The sequence below is a fragment of the Pseudogemmobacter lacusdianii genome, assembly GCF_030848395.1.
Lineage (GTDB): Bacteria > Pseudomonadota > Alphaproteobacteria > Rhodobacterales > Rhodobacteraceae > Pseudogemmobacter > Pseudogemmobacter lacusdianii.
In genome coordinates this window covers 112723-127091 of the sequence record NZ_JAVDBT010000002.1, presented here as the reverse complement: position 1 = coordinate 127091, position 14369 = coordinate 112723, and the positions used below count along the sequence as shown (strand labels likewise).

Sequence of the window (14369 nt, the reverse complement as noted above, 5' to 3'; positions counted from 1 at the left end):
GCTGATCATGGGCGCGAACACTGTCGCCGTCACCGACGCCACTTTTGACGCCGAAGTCCGCCAATCGGACATCCCGGTGGTGGTGGATTTCTGGGCCGAATGGTGCGGCCCCTGCCGGCAAATTGGCCCGGCGCTTGAAGAATTGGCCGAGCAATATGCCGGCAAGGTCAAGATCGTGAAGGTCGATGTTGACGCCAACCCCGACAGCCCGGCGGCTTTGGGCGTGCGCGGCATCCCGGCATTGTTCCTGTTCAAAGACGGCCAGGTTGTCTCGAACAAGGTTGGGGCGGCTCCGAAAGCGGCGCTGGAAACCTGGATCAAGTCGGCGATCTGATCTTTTGGGCTAAGCCCTTGAGAACGATACATTAAGGCCCCCTCGTGGGGCCTTTTTCATATCTGGTTTTGGTATGGCTAACGTATGGCTTTGGTCTGGCTTTCCGCCTGACCTGTGCTGGGCTGGGTCACGTTAACCATGCCATTTCGAATCACCCCCTTGCTTGTGCGGCGCGGGTGCGCGCGCCATATAGGGGGGAGATGAAGGAGACCCCGATGGCCGAAGACAAGTTCCCCGGTTGGCATGGCACCACGATCCTTGGCATTCGCCGCGGCGGTGAGGTGGTGATTGCGGGTGACGGGCAGGTGAGCCTGGGCCCGACGGTGATCAAAGGCACGGCGCGCAAGGTGCGGCGGTTGTCGGCTGGCGGGCATGATGTGGTCTGCGGCTTTGCGGGTTCGACCGCCGATGCCTTCACTTTGCTTGAGCGGCTGGAGAAGAAGCTGGAAGCCAGCCCCGGGCAATTGGCGCGGGCTTGCGTGGATCTGGCGAAAGATTGGCGGTTGGACAAATATCTGCGCAATCTTGAGGCGATGCTGATCGTCTCGGACGGGGCGGATTTGTTCGTCATCACCGGCGCGGGTGATGTTTTGGAGCCGGAGCATGATGTGGCGGCGATCGGCTCGGGCGGGAATTACGCTTTGGCGGCGGCACGCGGGTTGATGCTGACCGAGATGCCGGCGGAAGAGGTGGCGCGCAAGGCGATGGCGATTGCGGCCGATATTTGCGTTTATACCAATGGGAATTTGACCGTGGAGCGGGTTCGCAAGCCGTAAGGCTTTTGGGCCAGCGGGCGGGGGGCCAGCCCCCCGCGCCCCCCGGGATATTTTTAGACAGAAAATGAGGAAGGGAGTGCTGCCATGACGCCAGAGGATCTGCGGGCTGCGGTGGCGGCGGGGATTATTGACGAGGCGCAGGCGGCACGGTTGCGGGTGCTGGCCGAGGGCAGGGCGGGGACGCGGGCGGTGATGCCGGCGGAGGATGAGCCCTTTGAGTTTTTCCGTGGATTTTCAGAGATTTTCATCTCGATCGGTTTGGTGATCCTGCTGTCAGGTGTGACGGCGATGCTGAGTTGGTTTGGCGGTTTTGCGCTTTTGACTTTGGTGCCGCTGATTGCGGCTGGGGTTGCTTGGTGGTGGGCGCGCTATTTCACGCTGAAGCGGCGGATGACTTTGCCCTCGATGGTGCTGGCCTCGGCCTTTGGTGGCGGGGTGGCGATCTTCTTTGCCACGGCTTTGAGCGAGATGGCGATCTCGGTCCGCGCGGTTGGGGTTTTGACCTTTGTGCTGACGGCGGCGGCGCTGGCGGGCTGGTATCGGCGGTTCCGGCTGCCCTTTACCGCGGCTTTGATCGGGATCTCGCTTTTGTTGGCGATTTATGCGGCGACAACCTCGTTTGAGGATGTGGTCATGGGCGATTGGGGTTGGCGCGGGATGTTTGATCTGAGCGAGAACCCGATTTTTGCCAGCTCGACCTTGGTCTTTGGGGTCGGGGCGTTTTTGGCTGGGATGTGGTTTGACACCCGCGATCCGCACCGTTTGGGGCGGCATGCGGCGACGGCGTTTTGGTGCCATCTGCTGGCGGCGCCGGCCTTGGTCAACACCGTGGCGGTGAGCTTGCTGAACAGCGGTGGCGGCATGGCGCTGATGGCGCTGGCGCTGCTTGTGATCACCGTTTTGGCGCTTGTGATCGACCGGCGGTCTTTCCTGACGGCGGCGATTGCCTATATCGCTTTGGTCCTGGCCTGGTTTGCCGGGGATGATGGCGATTACGGCCGCTGGGTGTTCATTCTGATGACGCTGGGCGCTTTGATCACTGCGATTGGCACCTGGTGGGTGCAACTGCGGGCCTTTGTGATGAAGGCCTTGCCCGAATTTCCTGGCAAGTCCCGCTTGCCACCCTATGCGAGGCCTGAATGACTGACCTGCCCCCCCGTGAGATTGTCGTAGAACTTGACCGTTTCATCATTGGCCAGCGTGAGGCCAAGCGCGCTGTGGCGGTGGCCTTGCGCAATCGCTGGCGGCGCAAGCGTCTGTCGGATGCGTTGCGCGATGAGGTTTATCCGAAGAACATCTTGATGATCGGGCCGACCGGCGTGGGTAAGACCGAGATTTCTCGGCGTTTGGCGAAGCTGGCGAAAGCTCCGTTCCTGAAGGTGGAAGCGACCAAGTTTACCGAAGTGGGCTATGTCGGGCGGGATGTGGATTCGATCATTCGCGATCTTGTGGATGTCGCGATGGGGGATACGCGGGCGCGGATGCGCGAAGAGGTGCAGGAGAAGGCGCGGCGGGCGGCGGAAGAGCGGGTGATTGAGATCATCGCGGGCAAGGATGCGCGCGAGCAGACCCGCGATATGTTCCGGCGCAAGCTGAAGGCGGGCGAGCTTGATGACACTTTGATTGAAATTGAAGTGATGGAAGCGCCGGCGGGGCTGCCGATGATGGGCAATATGCCCGGCATGGAGAGCCAGATGCAGGGGCTGCAGGATCTCTTTAAGGCCTTTGGTCAGCGCGGGGCGCGGAAAAAGGTGACCGTGGCGCAGAGCTACGAGATCTTGATGGGGCAAGAGGCTGATAAGCTTTTGGATGATGAGGCGGTGAAGGCCGCGGCTTTGGAGGCGGTGCAGGAGAATGGCATCGTGTTCTTGGATGAGATCGACAAGATCTGCGCGCGGGCCGATGCGCGCGGAGCGGATGTGTCGCGCGAAGGTGTGCAGCGCGATTTGCTGCCATTGATCGAGGGGACGACGGTTTCGACGAAACATGGGCCGGTGAAGACCGACCATATTTTATTCATCGCCTCGGGCGCGTTCCATGTGGCGAAACCCTCGGATTTGCTGCCGGAATTGCAGGGGCGCTTGCCGATCCGGGTGGAGTTGCAGCCGCTGACGGAAGAGGATTTCGTGCGGATCCTGACCGAGACCGAGAATGCTTTGACGCGGCAATATGCCGGGCTGATGGGCACCGAAGATGTGGCGGTCACGTTTACAGAAGACGGGATTGCTGCGCTGGCGCGGATTGCGGCGGAAGTGAACCGCTCGGTCGAGAATATCGGGGCGCGGCGGCTTTATACGGTGATGGAGCGGGTGTTTGAGGAGCTTTCCTTCACCGCACCGGACCGGGGCGGCGAGGAAATTACCGTCGATTCCGCCTTTGTAGAGACGAATGTGGGGAAATTGGCGCGCTCGGCCGATATCTCGCGCTACGTTTTGTAAGCCATTGTTTCACGTGAAAAACCGGCCCTTTGCAGGGCCGGTTTTTTGCTGTCAGAGCGCAGGCAGGCCGATGGCTTCGCGCAACGCGGGCTCACGGATGTCGAGCTCTTGGCCGGCGTAGGGATCGGCTTCGGGGGTGCAGAGCCATGCGATGGCTTGGCCAGGCTCAACGGCGGGGGAAAGTTCTTCGCGCGGAATTTGTGAGACGGGGTTGATGCCAGAGGCGCGGATCGAAACTTGCATACCGGTGTCGACCACACCGGGGGCGATGCCGAAGATGCGGATGCCGGCTTCGGCATATTCCAAGGCGACGGCGCGGGTCAGCATCGCGAGGCCTGCTTTGCCCGCGCAATAGGCGCTCCAACCCTCTTTCGGGCGATGCGCGGCGCCGGAGGAGACGTTCACGATGGTGCCACGGCCCTTAGAAAGCATTGCAGGAAGGGCGAGTTTGATCGCGGCGAATTGCGCGGTGAGATTCGTCTCTATGCTTGCGGAAAACGCATCGATCGAGATGTCGGTGATGCGGCCGATTGGATGGATAATCGCGGCATTATTGACCAAAATGTCGAAGCCGGGGGCCAGTATTTCTGCAAGGCGCGCGCTGTCGGTGATGTCGCAAAGGACACCCTTTGCCACGCCGGTCAGATTGGCTTCGGCCTCGGCCAAGCTCTCGGCACTGCGGGCGGTGAAGGTGACGGCGGCCCCAAGCGCTGCAAGGGCGCGGCAGGTGGCAAGACCGATGCCGCCTGCGCCGCCGGTGACAATCGCGCTTTGGCCGGCGAGGGGGCCAGAGGCGGAAGCGGTTATGGTCATGGCACATCCTTTGCAGAACCGGGCTTTGGCGGTGGTCTGACGCAGTGCCCCGGAGGGGCGGGCGAATTTCTCGCGGCGCCGTCTCGGCTCTTGACGGTAGCGCGTTTTGCGACATTGCTAGCGGAATGATCCGCATCCTTCAATTCACCTTGGTTTCGCTGGTTTTGATCAGTTGCTCGCCGCGCGGCGAATTTCTAGAAATGGACGAAATTCCCCCGGAAAAGGCCGCGCTGGCCTCTGAGGTGGCCGTGCGCGAAGTGGTCTTTGTTGGCACCACCCGGCGCGAGGAAGACGGCGTTTACGGTTTTGGCCGCGATGAACGCGCAAGCTTTCTGCGCTACGATATCTCGGTGCCGAAAGAGCGGAAGACCGGCGAGGTCACTTGGCCGAAGAATGCCAAGCGCGCCGATCCGACCACGGATTTCCTAACGCTGGCGGATCAGAGATTTGCCGATGGCGCCGAGTTCCGCAGAGAGCTGCGCTCTGCGATGCAGCTGCGCAAGCAACGAGATGTTGTGGTCTATGTGCATGGCTTCAACAATACGATGGCCGAAAGCGTCTATCGCGTCGCGCAGATGCATTATGATCTGAAGGTGCCGGGCGTGGCGGTGCATTACGCTTGGCCAAGCCGCGGCTCAGCCTTGGGCTATGTCTACGACCGCGATTCCGCGCTTTTTGCCCGCGATGGCTTGGAACAGCTGTTGCATGAGGTGGCCGAAGCTGGGGCGCAACGCGTGGTGCTGATCGGCCATTCGATGGGCAGCTCGGTCTTGATGGAGACGCTGCGGCAGGCGGCGATCCGGGGCGATAAGAGGCTGATGCGCTCGATCGGCGGGGTGATCTTGATCTCACCCGATCTGGATGTGGATCTGTTCCGCCTGCAAGCGCATGCGATTGGCACGCTGCCCGAGCCGTTTTTGATCTTCGGCAGCCGTCGGGACACGATTTTGGGCCTGTCGTCGCGGATTTCGGGCGCGCCGGAACGGTTGGGGAATTTGACTGATATCTCGGTGGTGGGCGATCTGAAGGTCACGTATCTTGACACGGCCGCCTATAACCAAGGGGCGGGGCATTTCAATGTGGGAACCTCGCCCGCCTTGATCCAGCTTTTGGGTGGAATCCAGAACATTGATGCCGCGTTCCGGGCCGAGGCGGCAGGGCGGGTTGGTCTGTTGCCCGGGGCGGTGCTGACGGTGCAAAGCGCTACGTCGATCATTCTTGCGCCGGTCACGGTTTTGGCCGAAGGCAAGCGTCGGCCACGCCATGTGGTGGAAGAAGAGCAGGCGCAGTAAGGACTTAGCGGCGGCGCAGGTAGACGTAGAGCGCGCCAGCACCGCCATGTTTCAGGTTGGCTTGCTCGACCTGTTGCACAGCCTGCGCCAAGGGCGACAGGCGCAGCCAATGCGGCACTTGGTGGCGCAAAGCGCCCATTGGACGGGGCAGCGGGTCATGCACGATGCGCCCCTTGCCGGTGATCACCAAGACCAAACGATGGCCGGAAGATTGCGCATTCAGAATGAAATGAATGAGCTCGCCATGCGCTTGGGCCAGCGTCATGCCATGCAGATCAATGCGGCTATCGGGCGCCAATTTGCCGCGCAACATGCGGTCATGCGTGCGGGCATCCATCCGCAAAGCGGGCTGAGGCTTTGCCGCAGGGGGCTGCGGCAGCGGGCGTTCGCCAAGGCGGAACGGGGTCAAACGCGGCTCGGCCTTGGGCGCTGGGGGAGCGACCGGCGCGGGTTCAAGCGGCAAATGCGGGCTTGGCGGCGCGGGGCTGTGCATCGCACGGGTGGTGCGGGCAACAGCTTGCCAAAGATCGGCCTCTTCCGGGCGGAGGGTGCGACGGCGTGCCATGTTCAGCCCTCGGGCAGCAGCGCATAGGCGCGGTCGATGGGCAAAAGTTGCACCATGCGGCCGGGGTCTTTGATGGTGCCCGCCGCATCGCCAGCTTGGGGGCCGGTGCCATAGAAGATATCGGCGCGCTGTGCGCCTTTGATCGCGCCGCCGGTGTCTTGTGCGATCATCAACTGGCGCAATGGTTTGGCACCGTCTTTTTCGATCCAAACCGGAACGCCGAGCGGGGTGAAGGCCGGGTCAATCGCCACCGAGCGCATGGTGGTGAGAGAGCGGCCCATTGCACCGATGGGCCCTTTATCAGCGGGTAAGTTGCCGATTTTGCGGAAGAAAACATAAGATGGGTTATGGGCCAGCAGGTCTTGCCCCGGACCGGGATTGCGGCGAACCCAGTCACGGATCACCTGGGCCGAAACTTGATGCAGCGAGAAGATGCCCTGACGAACAAGCTCTTGCCCGATGGAGCGATAGGGGTGGCCGTTCTTGCCAGCATAACCCAAGCGGACCACCTGACCATCTGGCAGGCGGACGCGGCCAGAGCCTTGAATTTGCAAGAAATAAACGTCGATGGGATCGTCAAGCCAGAGGATCTCAAGCCCGCGACCGGCCAAGGCGCCGGCATCAATGCTGGCGCGGGATTGGCCTTGCAGGCCTTCAGGTGGGAGGCGGTAGAGCGGCCAAGCAAAGCGGGGGGTGCGGGTGAGAGAGCCGCTTAACTCCGGCTCAAAATAGCCGGTGAAAAGCGCGGGCGGGTCGCCGACCACGACGGGTTTGAAGAACAGCTCAAAAAAGCTGCGAGCCGAGGCCTCGTCATCAGGCACATCCGCCGCGACCTTGCACAAAGGCTGCCATTCGGGGCCGGAGAGCAGATCGCAGGTGGAGCGGAAATTCACCAAAGCGGCCAGATGATTGTCATCATACCAGCCGTCAAGTGCTTCAAATTCCAGCATTTGCGCGACGCTGGGCAGCGGGGCCATCAGCCCCACCGCCAGACAAAGGCTGCGCAAAAGCCGCATCGCAAGGCTCAGTCGCCGGTGGCGACAAGCTGCCAATTGGGGTCTGCTGCCCCCATTTGGCGCGCGAAGGTCCAGACATCGCGCTGGCGTTTGATCGCTTTGGCATCGCCCTCGATGATGGTGCCGGCCTTGTCGCGCACGACCGAGGTCAACTCGCCCACGAAGCGCACGGTGATTTCGGCGAAACGGGTGGTTTCGTCGAAAGTGGCGTCTTGCAGGGCCATTTCTTTCAGGCCGATGAAGCTTGCCTCGATGGTCAGGCCTTTGGCGTCACGGTCGGCGATGACCTCGGCGAATGAGGCTTCAACCTCATCGGCGAGGAAGGGGCGGATCTGGTCGAGATCGCCCTTTTCAAAGGCCATCAAGATCATCTCATAAGCGCCGCGCGCGCCTTCGAGGAAGGGGCCAACTTGGAAGCTGGGCTCGGCGCGTTTCATCTCGGCCAAGGCATGCGCCGCGGGTGAGCCTTCGGGCGCGTGATCGGTGATGTCGCGGTCAACGCCGCCTTCGATCACCTCAAACTCACGTCGCACTGGGGCGCGGGCCTCATCCATCGACAATGGCGGCTTTTCGAACCCCTCACGCGTGCCCAGAACGGACTTCAGCTTGAGGATCAGAAAAACCGCGATCCCGGCCAAAACCAGAAGCTGTAGCATCGAATTCATTCAGAAACCTTCCGCCAAAAGGGGCCACGTTTAGGGGGGCTGTGGCTTGGGATTGCCCCGATTGTCTCTTATGTAGGGTGCGGCCCCCGTCAAGTAAACCGGGGGGAAGGCATGGCGCGGCGGCGAAGGACCCCAAGGATGAAGATTTTCACGGCATTTCTACTGTGGCCCTTGGCCGAGATCGCGCTTTTCGTGCTGATCGGCGGTGAAATCGGGCTTTGGGCAACGCTGATCTGGGTGGTGCTTTCGGGCGTTCTGGGGGTCAGCGTGCTGCGGATGAGCGCGCTGCCGATGCGCGAGACCATGCAAGGTTTGCGTGCTCCGGCTGAAGGGGCGACACGCGGGCTTTTCATGGGGATGGCCGGGGTTTTGCTGATCCTGCCGGGGTTTTTGACCGATGCGATCGGGCTTTTGCTGCTGTTGCCGCCGGTTCAGGCATTGTTTGCGCAGCATGTTCTGTCGCGGCTGAAGGTCTATACCCCGCCGCAGCCCGGCGCTTGGCCCTATGGTGAGGCCCAACCGGGTGGATCGTCTGACATTATCGATGCCGAATATACCGAAGTTCCGCCCAAGGACCAAAAGCCCTCGGGCTGGACGCGGATTGATTAAGTTATTGATTTACTGACGTTTTAACCACAGCGCTGCATCGCCGAGCTTGGCGACAAAAGCGGTATGGGCCTCCGTCTCGGCCTCGGTCAGGCGCGAGGGCAGCGGGGTTGGGCGCGGACGGGGACGCCAATCGCTGTCTGCGGCCTGGCTCGTTTCACTTTTCTGTGAGCGTTGCGGCGCCAAGACCAGATCGGGCTGCCGCCCGCCGATCAGCTCAAGATAGACCTCAGCCAAGATCTCACTGTCGAGCAGCGCGCCGTGCTTTTCGCGCTTTGAGTTATCCACCCCGAAACGGCGGCAAAGCGCATCGAGAGAGGCCGGAGAGCCGGGGAATTTCTGCTTGGCGATCGCGAGGGTGTCGATCGCCTGCGGCCAAGGGATCTGCGGCAGACCCATCTTCTTCAACTCGAAATTCAGGAATTTCATGTCGAAGGCGGCGTTGTGGATCACAAGCTTGGCATCGCCGATAAAATCGAGAAAAGCCTGCCCGATCTGCGCGAAAACCGGCTTATCGGCGAGAAATTCATCGCCCAAGCCGTGAACGGCAAAAGCCTCGGCCGGCATGCGGCGCTGCGGGTTGATATATTGGTGATAGGTCGCGCCCGTGGGCATGTGGTTGAAGAGCTCAACCGCGCCGATTTCGACGATGCGGTCGCCGGATTCGGGCTCAAAGCCGGTGGTTTCGGTGTCGAGAACTATTTCACGCATGTTTGGACCTGATATCTGCCAGCACATCTTCAACCGCCTTTGCGGCCTCGGCAAGGCTGGTGGTCTGAATGATATAATCCGCGCGGGCGCGCTTTTCAGCATCGGGCATCTGGCGGGCCAAAATCGTCTCTAACATGGCCAAAGTCATGGTATTTCGGGCGAGGACACGCGCCTTTTGCACCTCGGGCGGGGCAGTGACGACAACCACGGCGTCGCAAAGCTGGTCCGAGCCGCCTTCGAAAAGAAGCGGTATGTCCAAAAGCACGATCGGCGCGGTGCTTTCGGCCAAGAACCGGGCGCGGTCGGCAGAGACCAAAGGGTGAACGATGCTGTTCAGCTGTTCCAAGACCTTAGGATCTGCGGCGATCATCGCCTTCAGGGCCGCGCGATCCACGCCGCCATTGGCGTCCATCGCTTGCGGCAAAGCCTTGGCCAAGGCCAAGGCCGCGGCGCCGCCGGGGGCGTAAAGCCGATGGACGGTCGCATCGGCATCCCAAACCGGAATGCCCGCATCCGCAAACATCTGCGCGGTGGTGCTTTTGCCCATACCGATTGAGCCGGTGAGGCCCAGAACAAAGCTCATGCCGAGAGCACCGCTTGGCGGGTCGCCTCATCCACCTCGGGCTTTTGGCCGAACCAACGCTCAAACCCCGGCACAGCTTGGTGCAAAAGCATGCCAAGACCGTCGACGATGGTGCAGCCGCGCGCCTCGGCCTGCGTCAAGAAAGCGGTCTTGAGCGGGGTATAAACGAGGTCGGTGACCAAGGCGCCTGGGTTGATCGCGTCCAAGTTGATCGTGAGATCGGTCTTGCCGGTCATACCAAGCGAGGTGGTGTTCACCACCGTGGCGCAATCTTCCATCATGCCGCTGGCTTGCGTCCAATCGAAAACCACGACTTTCGGGCCAAAATCGGCGCGCAAAGCCTCGGCCCGGGGGCGGGTGCGGTTGGCGAGATGGATTTGCGGCACGCCAGCCTCAAGCAAAGCCGCAATCACCGCGCGGCAGGCCCCACCGGCGCCCAAGATTGCCGCCGGACCGGCAGCGGGCTGCCATTGCGGCGCATGTTGGCGCAGGTTCGCCATAAAGCCGATGCCATCGGTGTTATCGGCGTGGATCTTGCCATCTGCTCGGAAAATCAACGTGTTGGCGGCCCCGATCAGCGCCGCACGGTCGGTAACGATATCGGCGATCTGCAAAATCGCCTCTTTATGCGGGATGGTCACATTGACGCCGACAAAGCCCATACGGGGCAGGGTGCGGACCACCTCGGCCAGATCCAAAGGAGCGACATCGATCGGGATGTAATGACCTTTCAGCCCGTAACGGCGCAGCCAATAGCCATGCAAGATTGGGCTGCGGCTGTGCGCGATCGGATGGCCAAGAACGCCGGCGAGCGGGATGCGCGGATGATCATTCATGCGGCGATGAACCCTCGGGTTTGGAGGTAGGAGAGAAGTGGCAGCATCGGCAGGCCAAGAATGGTGAAATGGTCGCCTTCAATGGCAGAGAACAGACGAACGCCTTCTTCTTCAAGCTTATAGCAGCCCACGGCGTGGCGGATGCTGTCCCAATTGCGGGCGACGTAATCTTGCAAATAGGCCTCGGACAGGGGGCGCATGGTGAGGCGCGCAGTGCCGACATGGCGCCAAACCGGCTGGCCTTTGTCATAAATCACCAAAGCCGAGAGCAAACGGTGCGTCTGATTGCTGAGCGCGCGGAGCTGATCGGCCGCATGTTCCGGGCTTTCGGGCTTGGAGAAGACCTTTCCGTCCAGCTCAAGCACCTGATCGCAGCCCAAGACCAGCGCGCTGGGGTCTTTTTCGGCGATTTTACGCGCCTTCATCTCGGCCAGAGTGTCCGCAAGGTCGCGCGCAGAGGCGCCTTCAGCCTCAAGCGCGGCACGAATCGATTCTTCATCGACCCGCGCGGGGCGGATTTCGAACGGAATTTGCGCCGCTTTGAGCAAAGTTTGACGAATTTCTGAGGCTGAGGCGAGGATGATCATCTGGGGGCTGCTCTGGGGATAAATCCGGTTTGAATCGGCACGACTCAGGCGGACAGATCGGGCGGGTCGGCGAAGCGGCGCTTGGCCTGTGGTCAAAAGCCGGGTTGGTTCGACAGATATCCCGCTGGGGAAGGAGTTGTCACGCCCCTTGGCGTAACTTTCCGGGCGTAAGGGTTTTCCACCGCTGGGGGGTGTGGAGAAGATTCCGCGGATTCTGACGTTTAAGAGTTTGGATTCCTTAAAGTTCTGGAATCTTATCCGCGCAGCGGCGAATTTTTTTTTGCCGCTTTTCCACAGGGTGCGGAGACTGTGGAAAAGCCTTCGGAAAAGCGCGGAAATCCCGTTATCCACAGGGCCTACTACAACATCTTTTTTTTCTTTTTATTTAATTATTAAGAAGTAGCTGGGCCGTCGGTGCGCTCTAAGCCCCCCTGGAAGCCCTGCTTGGCCGAGATTGACTTTTTGAGTCCCAACCCATAGTTAGGGCTCTGCAGGGCCGTCCGGCTCACCGCATCTCCCTTTTACAGACCATAGACCGGTTGCCCCGAGGGGTGGCTTGTGTCCAAGGATAAACGATGACCGAACGCTTGAACCTCTCGGACCTCAAGGCAAAAACACCGGCAGATCTGCTGGCTATGGCCGAGGAATGGGAGATCGAGAATGCGCCCTCCATGCGGAAGGGCGAGATGATGTTCCAGATCCTCAAGGAACATGCCGAAGAGGGCTTTGAGATCGGCGGCGACGGCGTTCTTGAGGTGGTTCAGGACGGTTTTGGCTTCCTGCGCAGCCCCTCGGCCAACTATTTGCCCGGTCCGGACGATATTTATGTGGGCCCCGACATGATCCGGCAGTTTTCGCTGCGGACCGGGGATTCCATCGAAGGGGTGATCAAGGCCCCGTCGGAAAATGAGCGCTATTTCAGCCTCGTGAAGGCGACGAAGATCAATTTTGATGATCCTGAGCGCGCCAAGCACAAGGTTCACTTCGACAACCTGACGCCGCTTTACCCTGAAGAGCGGCTGAAGATGGAAGTTGAAGATCCGACGATCAAAGACCGCTCCGCGCGGATCATCGATCTGGTCGCGCCGATCGGGAAAGGCCAGCGCGCGCTGATCGTGGCGCCGCCGCGCACGGGTAAAACCGTGCTTTTGCAGAATATTGCGCGTTCGGTGGCGACAAATCACCCCGAATGCTACCTGATCGTGCTCTTGATCGACGAACGGCCCGAAGAGGTTACCGATATGCAGCGCTCGGTGCGCGGCGAGGTGGTGTCCTCGACCTTTGACGAGCCGGCAACGCGGCACGTTGCTGTGGCCGAAATGGTGATCGAAAAGGCAAAACGCCTGGTCGAACATAAGCGCGATGTGGTGATTTTGCTCGACTCGATCACCCGTCTGGGCCGGGCCTTCAACACGGTTGTGCCGTCCTCGGGCAAGGTTTTGACCGGTGGTGTGGATGCAAACGCGCTGCAGCGGCCGAAACGCTTCTTCGGTGCGGCGCGGAACATCGAAGAGGGCGGTTCGCTGACGATTATTGCGACCGCGCTGATCGATACCGGTAGCCGGATGGACGAGGTGATCTTTGAGGAATTCAAAGGCACCGGCAACTCCGAGATCGTTCTGGACCGTAAAGTCGCCGATAAGCGCGTCTTCCCGGCGATGGACATCCTGAAATCCGGCACGCGGAAAGAGGATCTGCTGGTCGATAAGACCGATTTGCAGAAAACTTATGTGCTGCGGCGGATTTTGAACCCGATGGGCACGACGGATGCGATCGAATTCCTGATTTCGAAGCTGAAACAGACGAAATCGAACTCGGAATTCTTCGATTCCATGAACACCTGATCGGAGCTGGGCAATGCGGGACACGATCTACGCGCTGGCTTCGGCCCGCGGCAGGGCGGGCGTCTCGGTTGTCCGGGTCTCGGGCCCGCGCGCTTTTGAAGCTTGTCGGGCCTTGTGCGGCGATGTTCCGGCCGTGCGCCGGGCCTCGGTGCGCAATATCGAGTGGGCGGGAGAGGTCATCGATCAACCTCTTGTGTTGAGCTTTGCCCATGGGGCGAGCTTTACCGGAGAGGAATCGGTCGAATTTCATTTGCATGGCAGCCAAGCGGTGCTTTCCGCCGTGCTTTCTGCCCTGAGTGAACAGCCCGGTTTGCGCACGGCTGAGGCGGGGGAATTCACCCGCCGCGCCTTGGAGAATGGCCAGTTGGACCTCGCGCAAGTCGAAGGTTTGGCTGATCTGATCGATTCCGAGACCGAAGCGCAGCGGCGCCATGCGATGGGCTTGATGCAAGGTCGCTTGCGGGAAATTGCGGATGCTTGGCGCGTGCAATTGGTCCGCGCGGCAGCTTTGATTGAAGCCACGATCGATTTTGTCGAAGAAGATGTGCCAGTTGACGTTGTTCCTGAAGTGATGGAACTGACGACAGCGGTGCTTTTGCAGCTGAAACAGGAAGTTCAAGGCTTTGGCGCGGCCGAGCGGTTGCGCGATGGCTTTGAAGTGGCGCTTGTTGGGCGACCAAATGCAGGAAAATCCACGCTTTTGAATGCGTTAGCGGGGCGAGATGCCGCTATTACGTCGACTGTCGCGGGCACAACGCGCGATATTATCGAAGTGCGGATGTCGATCCGTGGTTTGCCGGTGACAGTGCTCGACACGGCAGGTTTGCGCGAAACGGAAGATGAGATTGAGCAGATTGGCATTGGCCGGACAGTTGACCGTGCCACAGCTGCGGATTTGCGGGTATTTTTGCTGGACGGGGCGGAAGTGCCGCTGGTTGCGCCGAAGCCTGGCGATCTGATCGTCCGCGGGAAAGCGGATCTCACAACGGGCGAGGGTTTGGCTGTCTCGGGCAAAACTGGCCAAGGTGTTGCAGAACTTGTTGATGCGATGGGCGTTGCGCTGGAAAATCGCATGGCCTCGGCAGCGACGATCAACCGCGCACGACATCTTGAAGCTGTAAGCCGTGCGATTCGGGCTTTGGAAACGGCGCAAGGTGAAGTATGGGCTGGCTCAGACCGAGTTGAGCTTGCGGCAGAGCATTTGCGGCAAGCGATTCATGCGCTGGATTCCTTGATTGGTCGCGTTGATGTCGAGGATCTGCTGGACGAGATTTTCTCCAGCTTCTGCATTGGCAAGTGAGGA

General features: G+C 60.6%; 16 protein-coding genes. 8 read left to right on the top strand and 8 right to left on the bottom strand.

Features of this window, described 5'->3' with window-relative positions:
• The first annotated feature begins 7 nt into the window (after window positions 1-7).
• From trxA to hslU, 4 genes are all read left to right on the top strand, one after another.
• Window positions 8-334, top strand: coding sequence for a thioredoxin (gene trxA, locus Q9295_RS02315; RefSeq protein WP_306678889.1), 327 nt, complete (start codon window positions 8-10; stop codon window positions 332-334).
• A gap of 215 nt (window positions 335-549) precedes the next feature.
• The gene (hslV, locus tag Q9295_RS02310) at window positions 550-1110 is read left to right on the top strand and encodes an ATP-dependent protease subunit HslV (RefSeq protein WP_306678888.1); all 561 of its coding nucleotides are present in this window, start codon (window positions 550-552) and stop codon (window positions 1108-1110) included.
• 84 nt (window positions 1111-1194) lie between these two features.
• On the top strand, window positions 1195-2253 hold the full coding sequence (locus Q9295_RS02305) for a hypothetical protein (protein ID WP_306678887.1): 1059 nt from the start codon (window positions 1195-1197) through the stop codon (window positions 2251-2253).
• Complete coding sequence (hslU, locus tag Q9295_RS02300; protein WP_306678886.1) at window positions 2250-3548, top strand: ATP-dependent protease ATPase subunit HslU; 1299 nt, start codon at window positions 2250-2252, stop codon at window positions 3546-3548. Before Q9295_RS02305 ends, hslU begins: the two co-directional genes overlap by 4 nt.
• 51 nt (window positions 3549-3599) lie before the next feature.
• Here hslU and Q9295_RS02295 read toward each other — a convergent pair whose 3' ends face one another.
• Window positions 3600-4361 carry an SDR family NAD(P)-dependent oxidoreductase gene (locus Q9295_RS02295; RefSeq protein ID WP_306678885.1) on the bottom strand — a complete coding sequence of 254 codons (762 nt, stop codon included), beginning with the start codon at window positions 4359-4361 and terminating at the stop codon, window positions 3600-3602.
• A 125-nt stretch (window positions 4362-4486) separates the two neighbouring features.
• On the opposite strand from Q9295_RS02295, the gene Q9295_RS02290 reads away from it, so the two are divergent.
• On the top strand, window positions 4487-5653 hold the full coding sequence (locus Q9295_RS02290) for an alpha/beta hydrolase (protein WP_306678884.1): 1167 nt from the start codon (window positions 4487-4489) through the stop codon (window positions 5651-5653).
• Between the two features lie 4 nt (window positions 5654-5657).
• Here Q9295_RS02290 and Q9295_RS02285 read toward each other — a convergent pair whose 3' ends face one another.
• The 3 genes from Q9295_RS02285 to Q9295_RS02275 are packed head-to-tail and all read right to left on the bottom strand — an operon-like array spanning window position 5658 to window position 7899.
• On the bottom strand, window positions 5658-6218 hold the full coding sequence (locus tag Q9295_RS02285) for a Smr/MutS family protein (protein WP_306678883.1): 561 nt from the start codon (window positions 6216-6218) through the stop codon (window positions 5658-5660).
• A 2-nt stretch (window positions 6219-6220) separates the two neighbouring features.
• Window positions 6221-7234 (bottom strand): murein transglycosylase A, encoded by a 1014-nt coding sequence (mltA, locus tag Q9295_RS02280; protein ID WP_306678882.1) that lies wholly within the window; start codon window positions 7232-7234, stop codon window positions 6221-6223.
• Window positions 7235-7242: 8 nt separating this feature from the next.
• Window positions 7243-7899: a Tim44/TimA family putative adaptor protein gene (locus Q9295_RS02275; protein WP_306678881.1), complete on the bottom strand. Its 657-nt coding sequence runs from the start codon at window positions 7897-7899 to the stop codon at window positions 7243-7245.
• Window positions 7900-8037: 138 nt separating this feature from the next.
• Here Q9295_RS02275 and Q9295_RS02270 point away from each other — a divergent pair, with 138 nt between their 5' ends.
• A complete protein-coding gene (locus tag Q9295_RS02270; protein WP_306678880.1) occupies window positions 8038-8508 on the top strand; it encodes an FxsA family protein in 471 nt (156 codons plus the stop codon).
• Between the two features lie 9 nt (window positions 8509-8517).
• Here the strand turns inward: Q9295_RS02270 and dnaQ are convergent, their stop codons facing one another.
• The 4 genes from dnaQ to Q9295_RS02250 are packed head-to-tail and all read right to left on the bottom strand — an operon-like array spanning window position 8518 to window position 11222.
• Window positions 8518-9216: a DNA polymerase III subunit epsilon gene (dnaQ, locus tag Q9295_RS02265; RefSeq protein ID WP_306678879.1), complete on the bottom strand. Its 699-nt coding sequence runs from the start codon at window positions 9214-9216 to the stop codon at window positions 8518-8520.
• The gene (gene coaE / locus Q9295_RS02260) at window positions 9209-9799 is read right to left on the bottom strand and encodes a dephospho-CoA kinase (protein ID WP_306678878.1); all 591 of its coding nucleotides are present in this window, start codon (window positions 9797-9799) and stop codon (window positions 9209-9211) included. The genes dnaQ and coaE overlap by 8 nt, the downstream gene beginning before the upstream one ends.
• Window positions 9796-10635, bottom strand: a complete 840-nt coding sequence (locus Q9295_RS02255) for a shikimate dehydrogenase (RefSeq protein WP_306678877.1) — start codon at window positions 10633-10635, stop codon at window positions 9796-9798. The genes coaE and Q9295_RS02255 overlap by 4 nt, the downstream gene beginning before the upstream one ends.
• Window positions 10632-11222, bottom strand: coding sequence for a Maf family protein (locus Q9295_RS02250; RefSeq protein ID WP_306678876.1), 591 nt, complete (start codon window positions 11220-11222; stop codon window positions 10632-10634). The genes Q9295_RS02255 and Q9295_RS02250 overlap by 4 nt, the downstream gene beginning before the upstream one ends.
• Before the next feature lie 575 nt (window positions 11223-11797).
• On the opposite strand from Q9295_RS02250, the gene rho reads away from it, so the two are divergent.
• Window positions 11798-13066 (top strand): transcription termination factor Rho, encoded by a 1269-nt coding sequence (rho, locus tag Q9295_RS02245; protein WP_306678875.1) that lies wholly within the window; start codon window positions 11798-11800, stop codon window positions 13064-13066.
• Window positions 13067-13079: 13 nt separating this feature from the next.
• Window positions 13080-14366 (top strand): tRNA uridine-5-carboxymethylaminomethyl(34) synthesis GTPase MnmE, encoded by a 1287-nt coding sequence (mnmE, locus tag Q9295_RS02240; RefSeq protein WP_306678874.1) that lies wholly within the window; start codon window positions 13080-13082, stop codon window positions 14364-14366.
• Window positions 14367-14369: the final 3 nt, after the last annotated feature.